Annotated in this window: 19 protein-coding genes; 16 read left to right on the forward strand and 3 right to left on the reverse strand. The window is 48.2% G+C overall.

The window, feature by feature from the left end; translation table 11 throughout:
• Positions 1 to 73 precede the first annotated feature (73 nt).
• The 16 genes from IEX98_RS03635 (at position 74) to IEX98_RS03710 (ending at position 14,316) form a co-directional block, all read left to right on the forward strand.
• Positions 74 to 481, forward strand: a complete 408-nt coding sequence (locus IEX98_RS03635) for an Asp23/Gls24 family envelope stress response protein (protein ID WP_042162678.1) — start codon at positions 74 to 76, stop codon at positions 479 to 481.
• Positions 482 to 578: 97 nt separating this feature from the next.
• A complete protein-coding gene (amaP, locus tag IEX98_RS03640; protein WP_188887548.1) occupies positions 579 to 1,136 on the forward strand; it encodes an alkaline shock response membrane anchor protein AmaP in 558 nt (185 codons plus the stop codon).
• Between the two features lie 14 nt (positions 1,137 to 1,150).
• Complete coding sequence (locus IEX98_RS03645; protein WP_052350447.1) at positions 1,151 to 1,381, forward strand: DUF2273 domain-containing protein; 231 nt, start codon at positions 1,151 to 1,153, stop codon at positions 1,379 to 1,381.
• Positions 1,382 to 1,514: 133 nt separating this feature from the next.
• Positions 1,515 to 2,006, forward strand: coding sequence for a transcription antitermination factor NusB (nusB, locus tag IEX98_RS03650; RefSeq protein ID WP_188887549.1), 492 nt, complete (start codon positions 1,515 to 1,517; stop codon positions 2,004 to 2,006).
• Positions 2,007 to 2,045: 39 nt separating this feature from the next.
• Positions 2,046 to 2,906 (forward strand): bifunctional methylenetetrahydrofolate dehydrogenase/methenyltetrahydrofolate cyclohydrolase FolD, encoded by an 861-nt coding sequence (gene folD, locus IEX98_RS03655; protein WP_188887550.1) that lies wholly within the window; start codon positions 2,046 to 2,048, stop codon positions 2,904 to 2,906.
• Between the two features lie 7 nt (positions 2,907 to 2,913).
• Complete coding sequence (xseA, locus tag IEX98_RS03660) at positions 2,914 to 4,284, forward strand: exodeoxyribonuclease VII large subunit (protein ID WP_188887551.1); 1,371 nt, start codon at positions 2,914 to 2,916, stop codon at positions 4,282 to 4,284.
• Complete coding sequence (gene xseB / locus IEX98_RS03665) at positions 4,268 to 4,522, forward strand: exodeoxyribonuclease VII small subunit (protein WP_042162673.1); 255 nt, start codon at positions 4,268 to 4,270, stop codon at positions 4,520 to 4,522. The genes xseA and xseB overlap by 17 nt, the downstream gene beginning before the upstream one ends.
• Positions 4,519 to 5,433, forward strand: coding sequence for a polyprenyl synthetase family protein (locus tag IEX98_RS03670; RefSeq protein ID WP_374705310.1), 915 nt, complete (start codon positions 4,519 to 4,521; stop codon positions 5,431 to 5,433). Before xseB ends, IEX98_RS03670 begins: the two co-directional genes overlap by 4 nt.
• A gap of 119 nt (positions 5,434 to 5,552) precedes the next feature.
• Complete coding sequence (gene dxs / locus IEX98_RS03675) at positions 5,553 to 7,451, forward strand: 1-deoxy-D-xylulose-5-phosphate synthase (protein WP_374705311.1); 1,899 nt, start codon at positions 5,553 to 5,555, stop codon at positions 7,449 to 7,451.
• Between the two features lie 17 nt (positions 7,452 to 7,468).
• Complete coding sequence (locus IEX98_RS03680; RefSeq protein ID WP_188887553.1) at positions 7,469 to 8,302, forward strand: TlyA family RNA methyltransferase; 834 nt, start codon at positions 7,469 to 7,471, stop codon at positions 8,300 to 8,302.
• 195 nt (positions 8,303 to 8,497) lie between these two features.
• A complete protein-coding gene (locus IEX98_RS03685) occupies positions 8,498 to 8,956 on the forward strand; it encodes a hypothetical protein (RefSeq protein WP_188887554.1) in 459 nt (152 codons plus the stop codon).
• 19 nt (positions 8,957 to 8,975) lie between these two features.
• A complete protein-coding gene (ahrC, locus tag IEX98_RS03690; protein ID WP_188887555.1) occupies positions 8,976 to 9,428 on the forward strand; it encodes a transcriptional regulator AhrC/ArgR in 453 nt (150 codons plus the stop codon).
• A 39-nt stretch (positions 9,429 to 9,467) separates the two neighbouring features.
• Positions 9,468 to 11,186, forward strand: coding sequence for a DNA repair protein RecN (gene recN, locus IEX98_RS03695; RefSeq protein ID WP_188887556.1), 1,719 nt, complete (start codon positions 9,468 to 9,470; stop codon positions 11,184 to 11,186).
• Between the two features lie 123 nt (positions 11,187 to 11,309).
• Complete coding sequence (spoIVB, locus tag IEX98_RS03700) at positions 11,310 to 12,659, forward strand: SpoIVB peptidase (protein ID WP_188887958.1); 1,350 nt, start codon at positions 11,310 to 11,312, stop codon at positions 12,657 to 12,659.
• Between the two features lie 269 nt (positions 12,660 to 12,928).
• Positions 12,929 to 13,738, forward strand: coding sequence for a sporulation transcription factor Spo0A (spo0A, locus tag IEX98_RS03705; protein ID WP_188887557.1), 810 nt, complete (start codon positions 12,929 to 12,931; stop codon positions 13,736 to 13,738).
• Between the two features lie 221 nt (positions 13,739 to 13,959).
• Positions 13,960 to 14,316, forward strand: a complete 357-nt coding sequence (locus IEX98_RS03710; RefSeq protein WP_188887558.1) for a YtxH domain-containing protein — start codon at positions 13,960 to 13,962, stop codon at positions 14,314 to 14,316.
• A gap of 265 nt (positions 14,317 to 14,581) precedes the next feature.
• Here IEX98_RS03710 and IEX98_RS03715 read toward each other — a convergent pair whose 3' ends face one another.
• From IEX98_RS03715 to IEX98_RS03725, 3 genes are read right to left on the reverse strand one after another with little or no spacing between them, the layout of a single operon-like run.
• Positions 14,582 to 15,361, reverse strand: a complete 780-nt coding sequence (locus IEX98_RS03715) for a sigma-70 family RNA polymerase sigma factor (RefSeq protein WP_188887559.1) — start codon at positions 15,359 to 15,361, stop codon at positions 14,582 to 14,584.
• A complete protein-coding gene (rsbW, locus tag IEX98_RS03720; protein WP_188887560.1) occupies positions 15,358 to 15,801 on the reverse strand; it encodes an anti-sigma B factor RsbW in 444 nt (147 codons plus the stop codon). Before rsbW ends, IEX98_RS03715 begins: the two co-directional genes overlap by 4 nt.
• A gap of 39 nt (positions 15,802 to 15,840) precedes the next feature.
• Positions 15,841 to 16,296 carry a DUF948 domain-containing protein gene (locus IEX98_RS03725; protein ID WP_188887561.1) on the reverse strand — a complete coding sequence of 152 codons (456 nt, stop codon included), beginning with the start codon at positions 16,294 to 16,296 and terminating at the stop codon, positions 15,841 to 15,843.
• Positions 16,297 to 16,395 lie beyond the last annotated feature (99 nt).

Below are 16,395 nucleotides of genomic sequence, written 5' to 3' on the forward strand. Positions count from 1 at the left end.
AATAAGATGCGGTAGACAACACTTGGCTTTGACAGGCTGAGAGCGCGCAACTTTAGGGAGGTGTACAACCATCATGAATACGATTGCTGCAGATTATGAGAAGACGGACATTGGCACGATTCAAATCGCACCGGAAGTTATCGAAGTCATTGCTGGACTAGCTGCCGTTGAAGTCAAGGGCGTAGCAGGAATGAGCGGCGGGTTGGCAGGCGGTATTGCTGAGCTCCTCGGACGCAAAAACTTGTCCAAAGGTGTGAAAGTAGAAGTCGGACAGCGTGAAGCTGCGGTTGATGTTTCGATTATCGTGGAGTACGGCAACCGAATCCCGGAAATCGCCTCGGAAATTCAACGCAATGTAAAGCACTCGATTGAGATGATGACAGGTCTTCATGTCATTGAAGTGAACGTACATATTCATGACGTCCATTTCAAGGCAGCGGAGAAACCGGAAGAAGAAGACAGCCATCTGCGCGTGAAATAGTATAGCAGGTACAGAATTGATTATTACCCCCTCGTGATGGGCATGCCGCATTCGCGCAAGGGGGTTTTCATTCGCTCAGACGAAAGGAGGCGTTTCGTTGATCAGAATCGTGGACAAGCTGCTTTTGTTTTTATACAGCATCATTGTTGGCGCATTATCCGTTTTTATCGCATGCATCGGATTTAAATGGATATCTATCGAAGATTTGAACGGTATTGTTGATAATATGTATCGCATTTCTTCCATTCAAATTACGGTCATAGTCATCGGATTGCTTCTGTTGCTCATGAGCCTCCGTTTCTTTTTTGTATCGTTGTATCGCGGATCAGCTGCTGCGCCGTCTATCGACCAGCGCACCGATTTTGGCGACATTCGCATTTCCATCGACACCATCGAGAATCTTGCTCTGAAGGCAGCTTCCAAGCATCGCGGTGTAAAAGATTTGAAGGCGCGTATCCGGGCAACGGATGCTGGCTTGGATATCGTACTGCGAGCGGTAGTTGATGGAGAAAGCTCGATTCCGGCGTTGACCGAGGAGATTCAGCGTGCTGTTAAAGAGCATGTCGAGGATATTGCGGGCATACCGGTGACCAATGTTGCCGTCTTTGTCGCAAATGTCATCCAATCCGGTACGATTAAGAGCCGAGTGGAATAGAGGTGGATTTGCCGATGTGGAGAGAGTTCTGGGCAACCTATGGGAAACGTACGGTCGGCGCAGCGGCTGGACTTTTTTTCGGATTCGTGTATTTGTTTGCCGGCTTCTGGGACATGCTGTTTTTCATACTGCTCGTCTCGATCGGATATTGGATTGGCAAACGCAAGGATTTGCGGGAAGAACCTATATTCCAATGGCAGCGGATTTGGAATTGGTTGATGGAAAGATACAGACCGTTTAGATGATCCTGTGGTCTCCTCCGTACTCCGGAAGCCGGAATGCCGCCAGTTTTCGGGCAGGGAGGAGATCATAGTTTTTTTTTTGGTGCTAGAGAAGAATTAATTCAGCGAGGCACAGCTCAAATGCCATGGAGGTTGTATGAAACGAAGATTAGCAAGAGAAATAGCGGTATCCAGTCTATATCAAATGGAAATGAATGAAGTAACGGCGGCTGAAGCAATTGAAATGCTAATGGAAGAAGCGCGCTCCGAGAACGAGATTGGCGCTGAATTTGTAGAGAATGAAAATACGGACAGCTACGTACGCGAACTCGTAAACGGGGTAGCGGAACGGAAAGCGGCCATTGACGATATGCTGCAGCAGCATTTGACGGGGTGGCAGGTAGACCGTTTGTCTCGCGTCGACCGGCAGGTGCTTCGCCTTGCCTGCTATGAAATGGTTTTTCGCGACGATGTCCCTCACAAAGCTTCCATTAATGAGGCGATTGAATTGGCGAAGCATTTCGGAACGGAAGAATCGGGGAAATTCGTAAACGGCGTGCTAGGCAAGCTAATGCAAAGCCTGGAAGAAGTGAAGAAAGATACGGAAGCGGTAACGGAAACGGAATCGGAATCGGAAACCAATCATTGATCGCCGTTCATTGACGGATCGGCAGAAGGGGAGAGAAGTATGAGCGCACAAATTATCGAAGGCAAAAAAATATCGGATTTGATTAGAGAAGAAATCAAACGGGACGCGGAAGCGTTGAAAGAGAAAGGTGTCGTACCTGGCTTGGCGGTTGTGCTTGTCGGCGAGGACCCGGCTTCCAAAGTTTATGTAGGCTCGAAAGAAAAGGCATGCCAGCAGCTTGGCTTCTACTCTGAGGTTCACCGCTTGGCGGAGGATACTTCGGAGTCCGATTTGCTTGCTTTGATCGACAAGCTGAACAATCAAGCTTCGATTAACGGTATTTTGGTGCAGCTTCCGCTGCCTAAGCATATCAATGAAAAAGCGGTTATCGATGCAATTGACGTCAATAAAGACGTTGACGGCTTCCATCCAGAAAGCGTCGGCAACCTAGTTATCGGCGACGATAGTCTGCTGCCTTGTACGCCTGCAGGCGTTATCGAGCTGATTAAACGCAGCAGCGGCGACATTTCCGGCAAGCATGCGGTCGTTATTGGGCGCAGCAATATTGTCGGCAAACCAGTTGCAATGCTTTTGTTAAGAGAAAATGCGACGGTAACGATCTGTCATTCCCGCACGGCGAATATGGAAGAGATTGCGAAGCAAGCCGATATTCTAGTTGTTGCCATCGGCAAAGCAAAAGCGATCGGACGTAAGTTTGTTAAACCAGGTGCGGTTGTCATCGATGTCGGCATTAACCGCCTGCCTGACGGCAAGCTCGCCGGAGATGTCGATTATGAGGATTGCTTGGAGACGGCTGGATTTATTACTCCTGTACCGGGCGGAGTAGGTCCGATGACGATTACGATGCTGATGTCCAACACGATTACAGCGGCGAAAAGAGCTAATAAAATCGAGGAGTGACGCTCAAATGGCGAATCAGCCTCGCATTTACACGATAAAAGAAATTAATCGATATATCGGGATGAAGCTGGAGTCGGATTCGCTGCTCGGAGATGTATGGCTGCGGGGTGAAATTTCGAATTTCACCCATCATTCCAGCGGCCATATGTATTTTACGCTTAAAGATAAGGACAGCAGGCTGAAATGTATCATGTTCGCGTCACATAATCAGCGTCTCCCTTTCATTCCCCGCGAAGGAACAAAGGTGATGGCTAGAGGTAATGTGGCGGTCTATGAACGGGACGGGAATTACCAATTTTATGTAACGGCTATGCAGCCGGACGGAATTGGCAGCCTGTACCTTGCTTATGAGCAGCTGAAGAAAAAGCTGGAAACGGAAGGCTTGTTTGCCGAATCGCGCAAACGGCCCATTCCGCGTTTCCCGAAAGCGATTGGCGTCATTACATCGCCTACAGGGGCGGCGGTCCGAGACATTGTCATCACGCTTCAACGGCGCCATCCATCCGTGCCCGTTTACATAATGCCTGTGCTTGTTCAGGGCAACCAGGCTGCTCCGTCTATTGTGAAAGCGATTGAATCGTTGAACCGTTTTGGCGAAGTCGACGTATTAATTGTAGGTAGAGGCGGCGGTTCACTGGAAGAGCTGTGGGCTTTCAATGAGGAGTCGGTTGCACGAAGCATAGCGGCTTCGGCGATTCCCGTTATTAGCGCAGTTGGACATGAGACCGATTTCACGATTTCGGACTTTGTGGCGGATTTACGTGCTGCTACCCCGACGGCAGCTGCTGAATTAGCCGTACCGCATGCGGCGGAGCTGCGCCAGCATATCGACCGCCAGCAGCAACGATTGGAGCATGCGCTTCGAAAAATGCTACAGGCAAGAAAAGAAAGACTGCTTCGTGCGCGCAGGTCACCTTTTTTCGTTCATCCGCGCAAATATTTACTGGAACAGGCGCAAAGGCTTGACCGGCTGCAAGAAATTTTGCAGCAGCGAACGCTGCGCACGGCTGAGAAGGGCCGTAACAGGTTAGAACAGTTGAACCGGGCTTTGGCTGGTAACCATCCAGGCGAACAAGCGGCGTTTGCAACAAATAGGCTGCAAGCAACCGCGAAAAGGCTGGAACAGGCAATGAGTGCGGCTGTTAAAGTGAAAAAACTGCAGCTTCATGGCAATATCCGTCAGTTGGATGCATTAAGCCCGTTGAAGGTTATGTCCAGAGGTTACAGTCTCGTATATGATGAACAGGAATCACGATTGATCAAATCGATCGGGCAGGTTCAGCCGGGTGATTTGATTAAAGTAAAAGTAGCGGACGGTCAACTGGACTGCCATGTCTGGTCGATGAAAGGAGAGGGAAACGATGGAAGCAGCGAATGAGCTTAGCTTTGAAGAAGCGATGGAGCAGTTGGAGCAAATCGTGGAACAGCTGGAGAGCGGCGATGTACCTCTGGAAAAGGCAATTGATTTGTTTCAGCAAGGCATGAAGTTGTCCCAGCTTTGCGGTGGAAAGCTTGAGCAAGTGGAAAAGAAAATCGAGCTTCTGATCGAAAGCGAGCAAGGCTTTCAGAAAAAAACGTTTGCTCCGGTAAACGAAGATAAAGGGGAATCATTTTGAGCGACGTTACTGAAATCAAGTCCTACTTAAATCAATGCGCGTCGCTCGTCGAGCAAACGCTGGCAACGGCGCTTCCTGCGGAATGGGATGTACCCGGCCTGCTTCGCGAGTCGATGATGTATTCGCTTGAGGCGGGGGGCAAACGTATCCGGCCTGCGCTTGTACTTGCTGCAGCTGAAGCGATACAAGGGGATGCAAAGGCAGCAGAGAACGCTCTGTCGATTGCAGGCTCTATCGAATGCATCCATACGTACTCTCTTATCCATGACGATTTGCCTGCAATGGACAACGACGATTATCGCCGCGGCAAGCTGACAAATCATAAAGTGTTCGGAGAAGCGATGGCGATTTTAGCCGGGGATGCACTCCTGACCCATGCCTTTCACTTGATCCCGCAGGCAGCCCGCAAAGGGCGGTTAGATCCTCAGGTTGCGTTAGATATCGTTGAAGATTTGGCGATGTTTTCCGGGGCAAGCGGTATGGTCGGAGGCCAAGTTGCCGATATATTGGGCGAGCAGGGTATCACCTCAATTGAAGATCTTGAGTATATTCATTTGCATAAAACGAGTGATTTGGTCGTATTCTCCGTTAAGGCAGGCGCAAGGGTTGGAGGAGCTACAGAAAACCAACTGAAGCTGCTGGAGCAATATGGCCGCAATATCGGCCTTGCGTTTCAAATCCAGGACGACATTCTTGATTTGATCGGTGATGAGGCGAAGCTGGGCAAAAAAACGAACAGCGACGTCGCGCAGCAGAAAGTAACGTATCCATACTTGATTGGCATTGAGGCGAGCAAGGCGCAAGTGAAGCGCCTGACCCGCGAAGCGAAAGCGGCCGTACTGGACGCAGAGCTCGCAATGCCGCAGCGGCTGCTTGAAATCGCCGATTATTTGGTACAACGGGATTTTTAATGGATAGATTCCCGAAGCGTCGATTGGGAAAAGAATAAGCAATATGTTATAATTATTGCATTATTCGACGTCTTTGGACAATGGAATGCAGGATGCATTCCAGAAAGCGAGGAAGTAACGTGCTGCTTGACCACATTAACGGACCTCAGGATTTGAAAGGTCTCACCATCCAGGAGCTAGAGCAATTGGCTGAAGAAATTCGCCAGTTTCTGATCGAAAAGCTTTCTGCTACGGGCGGTCATCTCGCTCCTAACCTGGGTGTAGTGGAGCTTACGCTTGTGCTCCATTATTTGTTTGACAGCCCGAAGGATAAGTTTATTTTCGATGTGGGCCACCAATCTTATGTTCACAAAATATTGACCGGTCGAATGGACCGGTTTGATACACTGCGCAAATATAAAGGGTTAAGCGGTTTCGCCAAACGCTCGGAGAGCGAGCATGATGTATGGGAAGCCGGCCATAGCAGTACTTCTTTGTCTGCGGCAATGGGAATGGCGCTTGCCAGAGATTTGAAGGGCGAGAGCAACCGGGTCGTAGCTGTAATCGGCGATGGCGCTCTTACGGGCGGCATGGCACTGGAAGCGCTGAACCATATTGGAGACGAGAAGAAAAATCTGATCGTCGTGCTTAATGACAATGAGATGTCGATCGCGCCCAATGTTGGCGCATTGCATCATTATTTGAGCAAAATCCGTACAGACCGGCATTATCAGAAGGCTAAGGATGAATTGCAGCATTTCCTGAATAAAATACCGGCTATCGGCGGCAAGCTGGCTAAAACAGCGGAACGCTTCAAGGACAGCTTGAAGTATTTGCTCGTCAGCGGCATTTTATTCGAACAATTCGGTCTTACTTATCTGGGTCCGGTTGACGGACATGATATTGATCAAATGCTTGAACTAATGAAGCAAGCGGATTCAATCGAAGGACCGGTGCTCGTTCACGTCATTACGGTTAAAGGAAAAGGGTATACCCCAGCGGAAGAAGATTCCTTCAAATGGCATGGAGCTACCTCCTACAAAATCGAATCCGGACAGATGCTCAAGGCAGTTGGTCCGCCGATGTATACGGAAGTATTCGGCAACACCCTTATTGAACTGGCGGAAAAAGACAGCCGGATCGTTGCCATAACGCCAGCCATGCCGGGCGGCTCTGGCTTGCTGAAGTTCGCTGATCGCTTTCCGGAGCGGATGATCGATGTCGGCATTGCCGAGCAGCATGCCGCTACAATGTCGGCAGCGCTTGCTATGGAAGGATTGAAGCCGGTCTATGCGGTTTATTCGACTTTCTTGCAGCGTGCTTACGATCAGGTTGTGCATGATATTTGCCGTCAGAACGCCAATGTCGTATTTGCAATTGACCGGGCAGGGTTTGTCGGACCAGACGGCGACACGCATCAAGGTGTTTACGATATTGCGTTCCTCCGTCATGTTCCGAATCTCATCATTATGATGCCTAAGGACGAGAATGAGCTTCGCAGAATGATGAAAACGGCGCTTGATTACAACGAAGGGCCTATTGCGATTCGCTATCCGCGTATCAGTGGACTCGGTGTACAGATGGACAAAGAGCTTCTGCCTTTGCCGATCGGACAATGGGAAACGGTAAGAGAAGGCGATTCGGCCGTTATTTTGGCTATTGGGCCAATGCTGCAAGTAGCCCATGATACGGCGGAGCTTTTGAAGCGGGACGGGTTGAACATTAGAATTGTCAACGCCAGATTTATTAAGCCGCTGGATGAGCAGCTGCTGCTCGGGCTTGAGGAAGAAGGTAAACCGGTTATCGTGCTGGAAGAAGGCTCGGAGCTTGGCGGCTTCGGCAGCTCCGTACTTGAATTTTATTCGCTTCGAGGATTGTACGGCGTACCGGTTCGTATAATTGGTATTCCTGATGAGTTCATCGAACATGGTTCCATTAAAGAACAGCAGGCAGAGGTCGGGTTAACGGCTGACCGCGTTGCTGCCGAATTGAAAAATATGCTGCCGAGCCGCAAAAAGCGCGCTTCGAGCCAGCATTAGCAAGCTAGAGGAGAACGATGACAACAACAGCGAAAGAAAGAATAGATGTTCTTCTCGTGGAACGGGGCTTTTATCCAAGCCGCGAGAAGGCAAAAGCTGCGCTTATGGCCGGATTGGTGCTGGTTGATGACGAGCCCGTCGATAAGAGCGGAATGAAAATTGCGCGTACGGCGGAGATTCGGGTCAAAGGTGCAGTACATCCTTATGTAAGCCGCGGCGGCTTGAAGCTGGAGAAGGCGATTAAGTCGTTCGGAATCGAGCTGAAGGATCGCGTTATGCTTGATATCGGGGCTTCAACAGGAGGCTTCACCGATTGCGCGCTGCAAAACGGAGCTTCTTTCGTCTATGCGATTGATGTAGGCTACAATCAGCTGGATTGGGCGCTGCGCCAGGATGAGCGGGTAAACGTAATGGAACGGACTAATTTCCGCTACATGACGCCCGCCGATCTGAATGGTCCGCCGCCTACATTTGCTTCAATAGACGTGTCATTTATTTCATTAAAGCTAATTTTGCCCGCGCTGGGAACACTGCTGACGGAAGGTTCCGGTGTCGTTGCGCTCATTAAGCCGCAGTTTGAGGCTGGAAGAGAGCAGGTAGGCAAGTCGGGCGTCGTTCGCGAGCCCAAAGTTCACGCTCAGGTGCTTCGGGGCGTATTGGCCGCAGCGGCGGAAATCGGCTTTGAGCTGAAGGATTTGACCTTCTCGCCGATAACAGGCGGGGAAGGCAACATTGAATTTCTTGCTTATTGGAGCTGGGCGAATCGGCCGCTTGCAACGCTGCCTGACGAGAATCAGATCATGGCTGTCGTAGAAGGCGCAAGCGAGACGTTTACCGTTAAGAAAAAATAAACTGTAGAGTCTTGTCGCTTAGTTGGCGCAGACTCTTTTTTTTTCGCATTTTGGACTTTACAGAACGGGTGTTCGTTTGATAAACTAGGGTTACCAAACACGCGTTCGCTTTATGCGTGGAACTCGGAAAACAGGATTTATGCCCATCCGTATCGAACTTTTTTAGAATGGTTTCGAATGGGATGGGGGATGCATATGGGAAAGTTCGGAGAATGGTTCGTTATGCTCGTCGCTGGCTTGCTGCTTGTGATTTGGCTGTACCGATCATTTTACCGATGGCTGCATACGCCTTTGGCGGTTAATCGCTTGACGCTTGGCAAAGGCGGAGAATTGGAAGCGAATGATGAGAATATTGCATTTTTGGAGCAGGCGGGTTACGAAGTGATATCCGGTAAGCACCGGGTGCCGATTGGCATCGAGCTGGATGGTCAACCGCTGGGCAGCCGATTGTATATCGATTATATTGCCGAACTTGACGGCACAATGTATATAGTAAAGACTGCGCGAGAACGCATGCCTATGGATTGGACAGGCAGCGGTGTGAGGGATAGGCTGCTGGTCTATTCACTGTTATTACCGGAATGCGCCGGTGTTTTGTTCGTGGATGTGAAGGAGAAAGCGATACGAACGATCCACTTTCAGGTGGGGGAATAGAAAATAACGGAGGAATGTTATGAAGGGCATCCGACAATATCGAATTAAAGAATTAATTACGAATCAAGTGATTGAAACGCAAGAGGAACTGGTTGAGGCGCTTAGGGAAACGGGTTTGCAGGTTACACAAGCGACGGTGTCGCGCGATATGAAGGAACTTATGCTGATCAAGACTCCAGCAGGAGACGGCAAATACAGATATGCTTTGCCTCAGGATCAGCAGCGTCATAATCCGATTAACAAGCTGAAGCGGGCACTGCTTGATCATTTTGTCCATATCGACTTCACAGAGAATTTGGTCGTCATGAAATGTTTGCCCGGAACTGCAAATGCCATTGGCGCGCTCATCGACAATATGGAATGGGGCGAAGTCATGGGAACGATTTGCGGGGATGACACGATTCTTATTATTTGCCGGAACAAAGAGACGAGCAACGAGCTCGTGGAGAAACTGCTGGATTTGTTGAATTAATCAAAAATTAGCACAAGATGCTTAGGAGGTATTTGAACCATGCTGCGTGAGATGTCCATTCGGAATTTAGCGGTTATTGAAGAAGTAAACGTTTCGTTTCATCATGGATTTCATGTGTTGACGGGTGAGACTGGAGCGGGGAAATCGATTATAATCGATGCGCTTAGTTTAATCGTCGGGGGACGGGGCTCCGCAGATATGGTCAGATACGGCTGCGACAAAGCAGAGATGGAAGCGATGTTTGACTTGAATCGCAACCATCCGGTATGGCGTGTGCTGGAGCGTCTAGGGGTGCATGCCTCTCCTGAGGAGATGCTCGTCGTCAGACGGGAGCTGTCCTCGCATGGGAAGAGCAGCAGCCGGGTAAATGGGCAGCTCGTCACGATGACGATGCTGCGCGAGATTGGCGAGTGTCTCGTTAACATTCATGGTCAGCATGAGCATCAATCACTGCTTAAGACAGAACAGCATATGGAATGGCTGGACATGTTTGCAGGTGATTTGCTGATCGAACGCAAACAATCTTATCGTCAAGTATACCAGCAGTTAATGAAAGCGAAAGCAGATCTTCGTGAGCTGGAGGAAACGACGCGGCATAATGTGCAAATGCTTGATCTGTACCGGTTTCAAATCGAGGAAATTACGAATGCCAACTTGAAGCCTGGCGAAGATGAGCACTTAACGGAAGAGAAACGCAAGCTTCAATACGCTGGAAAACGGATGGATAGTGTCTCCGAGGCATACAATTTGCTTCATGGGGGCAAAGGGCTGGATGCGCTTAGCAAAGCGATCACCAAGCTTATAGACATTCAAGCCTATGATCAGAGCCGTGTTGCTCCGCTGCTGGAACAGCTGCAATCCGCCTTTTATCAAGCGGAGGATGCGGCATTTCAATTACGTGATTATCGCGACGGTATTGAATCCGACCCGGAACAGCTCGCCATGATTGACGATCGTCTGGATCTGATCCATAGTTTGAAGCGCAAATACGGGGAATCCATTCCCGACATTCTTGCTTACTTAGAGAAGACATCGCTGGAGCGCGACAAGATTGAAAACCGCGACGAATATCTAGAGAAGTTGCGCCAAGAGCAGCAAGTTTTGTATGAGCGTGCAGTGGAGCTTGCAACGGAACTTTCACAGCTGCGGGCACATGCGTCCAAACGGCTCTCCGAATCGATTGAAAGCGAGCTTAAGCAGTTGCAGATGAACAACACGATATTCTGCGTACATATGGAAAGAATCGGCGGGAATAATACGCAGAACACGTTAGGGCTTGTACAATTAAACAGCAACGGCATGGATGAAGCGGTATTTATGCTTTCCACCAATCCTGGCGAACCGCTGAAGCCGCTAAGCAAGATTGCTTCTGGCGGTGAAATGTCGCGTATTATGCTGGCGCTGAAATCAATATTCGCTGAAATCGATCAAATTCCTGTTCTTATATTTGATGAAGTTGATACCGGCGTTAGCGGTCGCGCTGCACAAGCAATCGCAGAGAAAATGTCACAGCTCTCTTCACGTTGCCAAATTTTCTCGATTACCCATTTGCCTCAAGTTGCTTGCATGGCGGATCATCATTATGAAATAAGCAAGCAGATTGTTGGACAAAGAACTTGTACTTCTGTAGCGATGCTTAATTTGAACACTCGAATTGAGGAACTTGCCCGAATGCTGGGCGGTGTGGAAGTAACGGAAAAAACTCGGCATCACGCACAAGAAATGCTTGATTTGGCGAGCCGGCAGAAAGGAGCCTAATGGAAGGCATTCAGGGAATGTTTTTGCGGTCATAAAACGAACGGTGCAGGGTAACTTAAAGGTACGCCAATGGCGACAATGCCTTTCTCGTCATGCGATGGAATAACAGGGAGCGTGAAATCATTGAACTCCAGCCCAAGGAAGAGATGGTTTGGCCTGGTTCTCGTCTTCTTCGTCTGCATGGTCGGGCTCTCCGCACCGTTTCAGCATTTTGCCGCATTTCCGAATGAACTCCGTTTATTCTCCGGCCAATTGAAACGACTACAATATGGAGTACCTGTACATGCCGAAGTAACGGTGGACCCACATATGCTTCAAGTTAACGGATCAAAGAATCAATCACTGTCCGTGAACCTGAATGAACCGTTGTCGCTTCAGCCGCATCACAGCGGCACAACAAGCATGAAAGTGAAATTATTTGGTAAAATCCCATTCAAAACCGTCAAAGTGAATGTGATGCCTGATTTAAGAGTTATTCCAGGCGGTCAAACGATTGGTGTTAAAGTAAAATCAGCTGGCATTTTAGTTGTAGGTCATCATCAAGTTTTATCTGATAATGGCGCGAAGAAATCGCCGGGAGAAGAAGCAGGTTTGCGTTTAGGCGATCTTATTGTGAAGATTGATGGAAAGTCCATTAATGAAGTACGTAAAATTGCCGATTTGGTGGAACAAGCGGGTAATGCGCATCGGCCGTTAGCAATTACTTACAAACGAAACGGCACATATGCCGAGACGCAGCTGAACCCGGTTATGGACGCTCAAGAACACAACTGGAGGCTTGGCCTCTATATCCGCGACTCTGCGGCAGGTGTAGGTACATTAACGTTCTATGCCCCTGAACAAGGCGTATATGGCGCACTAGGCCATGTCATTACCGATATGGACACACAGACGCCTATCGAGGTCGGTGAAGGGCAAATCCTGCAGTCAAACGTGTCTTCCATTAATAAAAGCCAAAATGGTGATCCAGGGGAGAAACGGGCTAACTTTGTTAAAGACAGCAAAGTGTTAGGCAACATTGAACGGAATACGCCGTTTGGCATTTTTGGTAAAATGCACGAGAATCCCAATCACAGCTACAGTGACAAATCGATTCCCGTCAGTTTTGCTGAAGAAGTAAAAGAAGGGCCCGCTCAAATATTAACCGTCGTGAACGGACAACGCGTGGAGCGGTTCGATATCGAAATATCCCATGTAACGAAACAACCGGCTCCTGCCACCAAAGGCATGGTCATTAAAATTACGGATAAACGACTGCTCGATAAGACAGGCGGCATCGTCCAAGGCATGTCTGGCAGTCCAATTATTCAGAATGGAAAATTGGTCGGCGCAGTTACTCATGTATTCGTAAATGATCCATCCTCCGGTTATGGCTGTTTCATTGAATGGATGCTGCAGGATGCAGGAGTATTGATGAAATCGAATGAATCCAAAACCGAAAATAAACCTTCTGCGACCGGTACGGCCGCATAATATAGATGACCGCTGATGGCTTAATTACAGCCATCAGCGGTTTTCTTTTTAAGGGGCAAAACGACAATCGCACGCTAAAGGTGTCGAAATTGTACGAACGAAATCAATAAATGTAATAAATTATTTATTATAACGAAAAACGGTAAAAAAATAAAGAGAAATAATTTTCGACAGAAGGAATTTGATTTAGCATGTCGAAACCTTTAAGCAAGACAACTAGGGGAAGGTAATCATGATTTTATTCTAACCATTTAAGGGAGGACCAGACCTTGCACAAGATCGAAGTATTGTTGGCAGATGACAACCGTGAATTTACTAACCTGTTATCGGAGTACATATCAGAACAAAATGATATGAGCGTATGCGGAGTCGCGTACAACGGAGAAGAAGTTTTGGCTCACCTTGAAGAGACGGGCAAGATTCCGGATGTGCTTATTCTCGATATTATCATGCCTCATTTGGATGGACTTGGTGTACTGGAACGTTTGAAGGAAATGAATTTGCCGACTATGCCTAAAATTATTATGTTGACGGCATTTGGTCAAGAAAATATTACGCAAAAAGCAGTACAGCTTGGCGCTTCGTACTATATTTTGAAACCTTTTGACATGGAAATACTGGCTAACCGGATTCGTCAGCTCGTCGGCAACTCGGCTTTTTCGACGGCTTCCTACGGCTCCAACTCGACAACGATCAAATCGAATGTCGTTCCGCTCGCGAAAGGCAAAAACCTCGACGCGAACATTACGAGCATCATTCATGAAATCGGAGTTCCTGCACATATTAAAGGGTATCAATATCTTCGCGAAGCCATTACGATGGTTTACAACAATATCGAAATTCTTGGCGCCATCACCAAAACGCTTTACCCGGCAATCGCAGAAAAATTCAAAACGACGCCTTCCCGCGTTGAACGTGCCATCCGCCATGCGATCGAAGTTGCTTGGACACGTGGCAACATCGACAGCATCAGCCATTTATTCGGTTATACGATCAATATTAGCAAATCAAAACCGACGAACTCTGAGTTCATCGCGATGGTTGCCGACAAGCTGCGGATCGAGCATAAGGTTTCTTGAAAGGGTAAGGAGTAAAGATAAGGAATACGATCAATATCTATTAACGAATACCGCTTATTTATTGGTTTTTAACAAACCAATAAATAGCCAATGAGACCGGGACAATATGTCCCGGTTTTTTTCGTTTTCTTGTTTCAAAATGTCCATATGAGGTTAATACCAATCAAGAGGTTATTGACCTTATGATCAATGAATCAAGTTAAAAAAAGGAGAGATATCACATGCCAAAGGAAAACACAGGTAACGGAATTTTACTCGGAACACTTATCGGAACTGCGGTAGGCGCGGCGGCAGGACTGCTGCTGGCCCCTAAATCGGGTGCTGAGCTGCGGGAGGATATTTCCAACAAGGTTCAAACGCTCAGCAGTAAAACGCAGGAGCTCGCCTCTACAGTAGGCACGAGAACGCAAGAAATTGCGTCGACCGTTGGCAGCAAGACGAAGGAGCTTGTTGCAGATGTGAAAGAAGAAGTTAGCGGGCTCGCCGATCATGCGAAGGAATCGAATCAGCATATTAAAGATTCTTTGGCTTCGAGTAAAGATGAAATCAAAGAACAACTCAAATCATCGGCCAACTAACTTTCATAATAAGCCAGCAAACCGGAGGGGACAGAGCCTCCGGTTTTTTTGCGGCGAGAAACTGCCAGACAGGTCATGCAATAAGCTTTCAACGAGCAAGGAGTACTTCCATGTATAGGGACGGAGAACCTGCCATCAACAGGAAGGCGAGTTCTAAAGAAAGGACAGCCTTTTATCCAATCTATAAACTCATGAAAAAAAGGCTAGCCTCGTTATTGGGAACGAGTGCTAGCCTTCTCTCATAAAAGGCTAATGCCGCTAGGTATCAGCCATCCGTACTTTCCGTCCGATCCTGAAGCAGCCGCTTCAGCTTCTCCAGCGCGCGCTTCTGGAAGCGGGACACGCTCATTTGCGAGACGCCTAGCTGATCTGCAATATCACGCTGCGACTGCCCGTGCTGATAGGCCAGGACGAGCACCGTCCGCTCTTCATCCTTCAAATGGGCGAGAGCTTCTTCTAGATCCAGTCGTTTCTCGACGAGACCGTAATCGTCCTGCTGATCGCCGATGACGTCGCCAATCGTTGCACTATCCGCTTCGCTGGATAGCGGTGTATCCAGCGAGACGTAATGATAGGATTCGCGCGAGGACAAAATCTCGATCGTCTCCTCCTCGGAGAGCTCCAGACGACGCGCAATCTCATCGATTTTCGGCGAGCGTTCGAGCTCGGTCGTCAGTTGATCGATGGCCTTCTGAATGAGAAGGCCCTTTTCTTTGATACGCCTTGGCACTTGTATGTACCATGATTTATCGCGCAAATAGTTTTTAAGATGACCGATAATGCTCTTCATCGCGTAGCCTTCAAACGGAATTTCTTTGGAACGGTCAAATTGCTTGAACAGACGGAGCATGGACAATTGGCCGACCTGATACAGATCCTCGTACAGATCAGGCCGGTTGCGCGACATTTTGGCCGCAGCTATTTTCACAATGGACTCATAATGGGTCAATAGGGCAGTTGCAGCATCGTTGCAACTGGATTCCTTATATTGGTTCATTAAATCAATCGTTTGTTGTTGGTTCAGGCAGGCTGCATCTGAATTCATGCCATCTCCTCTTTCCTACCAATGCGCTTGGTGAGAATCACCTCGGTGCCTAATTCGGTTCGTACTTCAACCTGGTCCATTAATGCATGCATCAAGTAGATGCCGAGACCTCCAGCATTCGCTTCGCTTAACGGCCTGTTGTGCAGAGAGGCCGCTTTATTCACCGCTGGATTGTACGGAAAGCTTTCTCCCGAATCTTTGATCCGAATATGAATCATATCTTCTATATGCTCAAACACAACTTCGATCACGCCTGCTTGTCCATCCTCATAGGCATGGAGTACGGCATTGTTGCAGGCCTCGGTTACGGCCACTTTCATATCTTCGATGTCTTCATAGGTGAAGCCTGCTTTATTTGCAAAGCCAAAAAGAGCCAATCTGACCATATCGATATATTCGGCCTGAGCCGGAATCGTCAAACTTATCCAAGGTTTTATCATTTGTTTTCTACCCTCTCTGTTCCTGTTTCCTATTATAGCTTATATTTTTTTGATTTTATTCCAGATCCGCAACGAAGAGGAAACGCCATCGATAACTGCACTTGCGATATGATGGGAAGAGCCCTGATGCTCTCTTTTAGATTCGATTGCTGCCGGGCGATCTTCTGCTTTGATCGAAGAGACGACACTGGCCGCCGATTGCTTGACGACGCCGGTAAAGCTGTGAAGAGCATGTCCGATATCGTTTACGGTAGTGAATACGACGTCCAATGCACTTAACTTACCGCGAACGTCTAGCGTCATTGCATTCGTATTATGAATCATTTCTTTCACGTCTACTGTAATTTGGGAGACATCCGTTCTTAGCTGACCAACGGTTAGCCGCACTTCGTCCAAAGTCGCTTTCAACACTTTCATCGTCTGAATAATCGAGTACATGAGGATAATGAAGGCGACGGCGATAACGGCAACACTAATTTGAATAAACAGATCCATTTTGCATCACTTCCTCTTTTTTCATTAGTTACCCGCATGGGAAGGTTTTGAAACAGCAAGAATTAGAAGAGAGTTGGTGGTATACTGGAAGGACAAGTC

The organism is Paenibacillus radicis (ex Gao et al. 2016) (genome assembly GCF_014641555.1).
In the GTDB taxonomy this organism is placed as follows: Bacteria; Bacillota; Bacilli; order Paenibacillales; family Paenibacillaceae; genus Pristimantibacillus; species Pristimantibacillus radicis.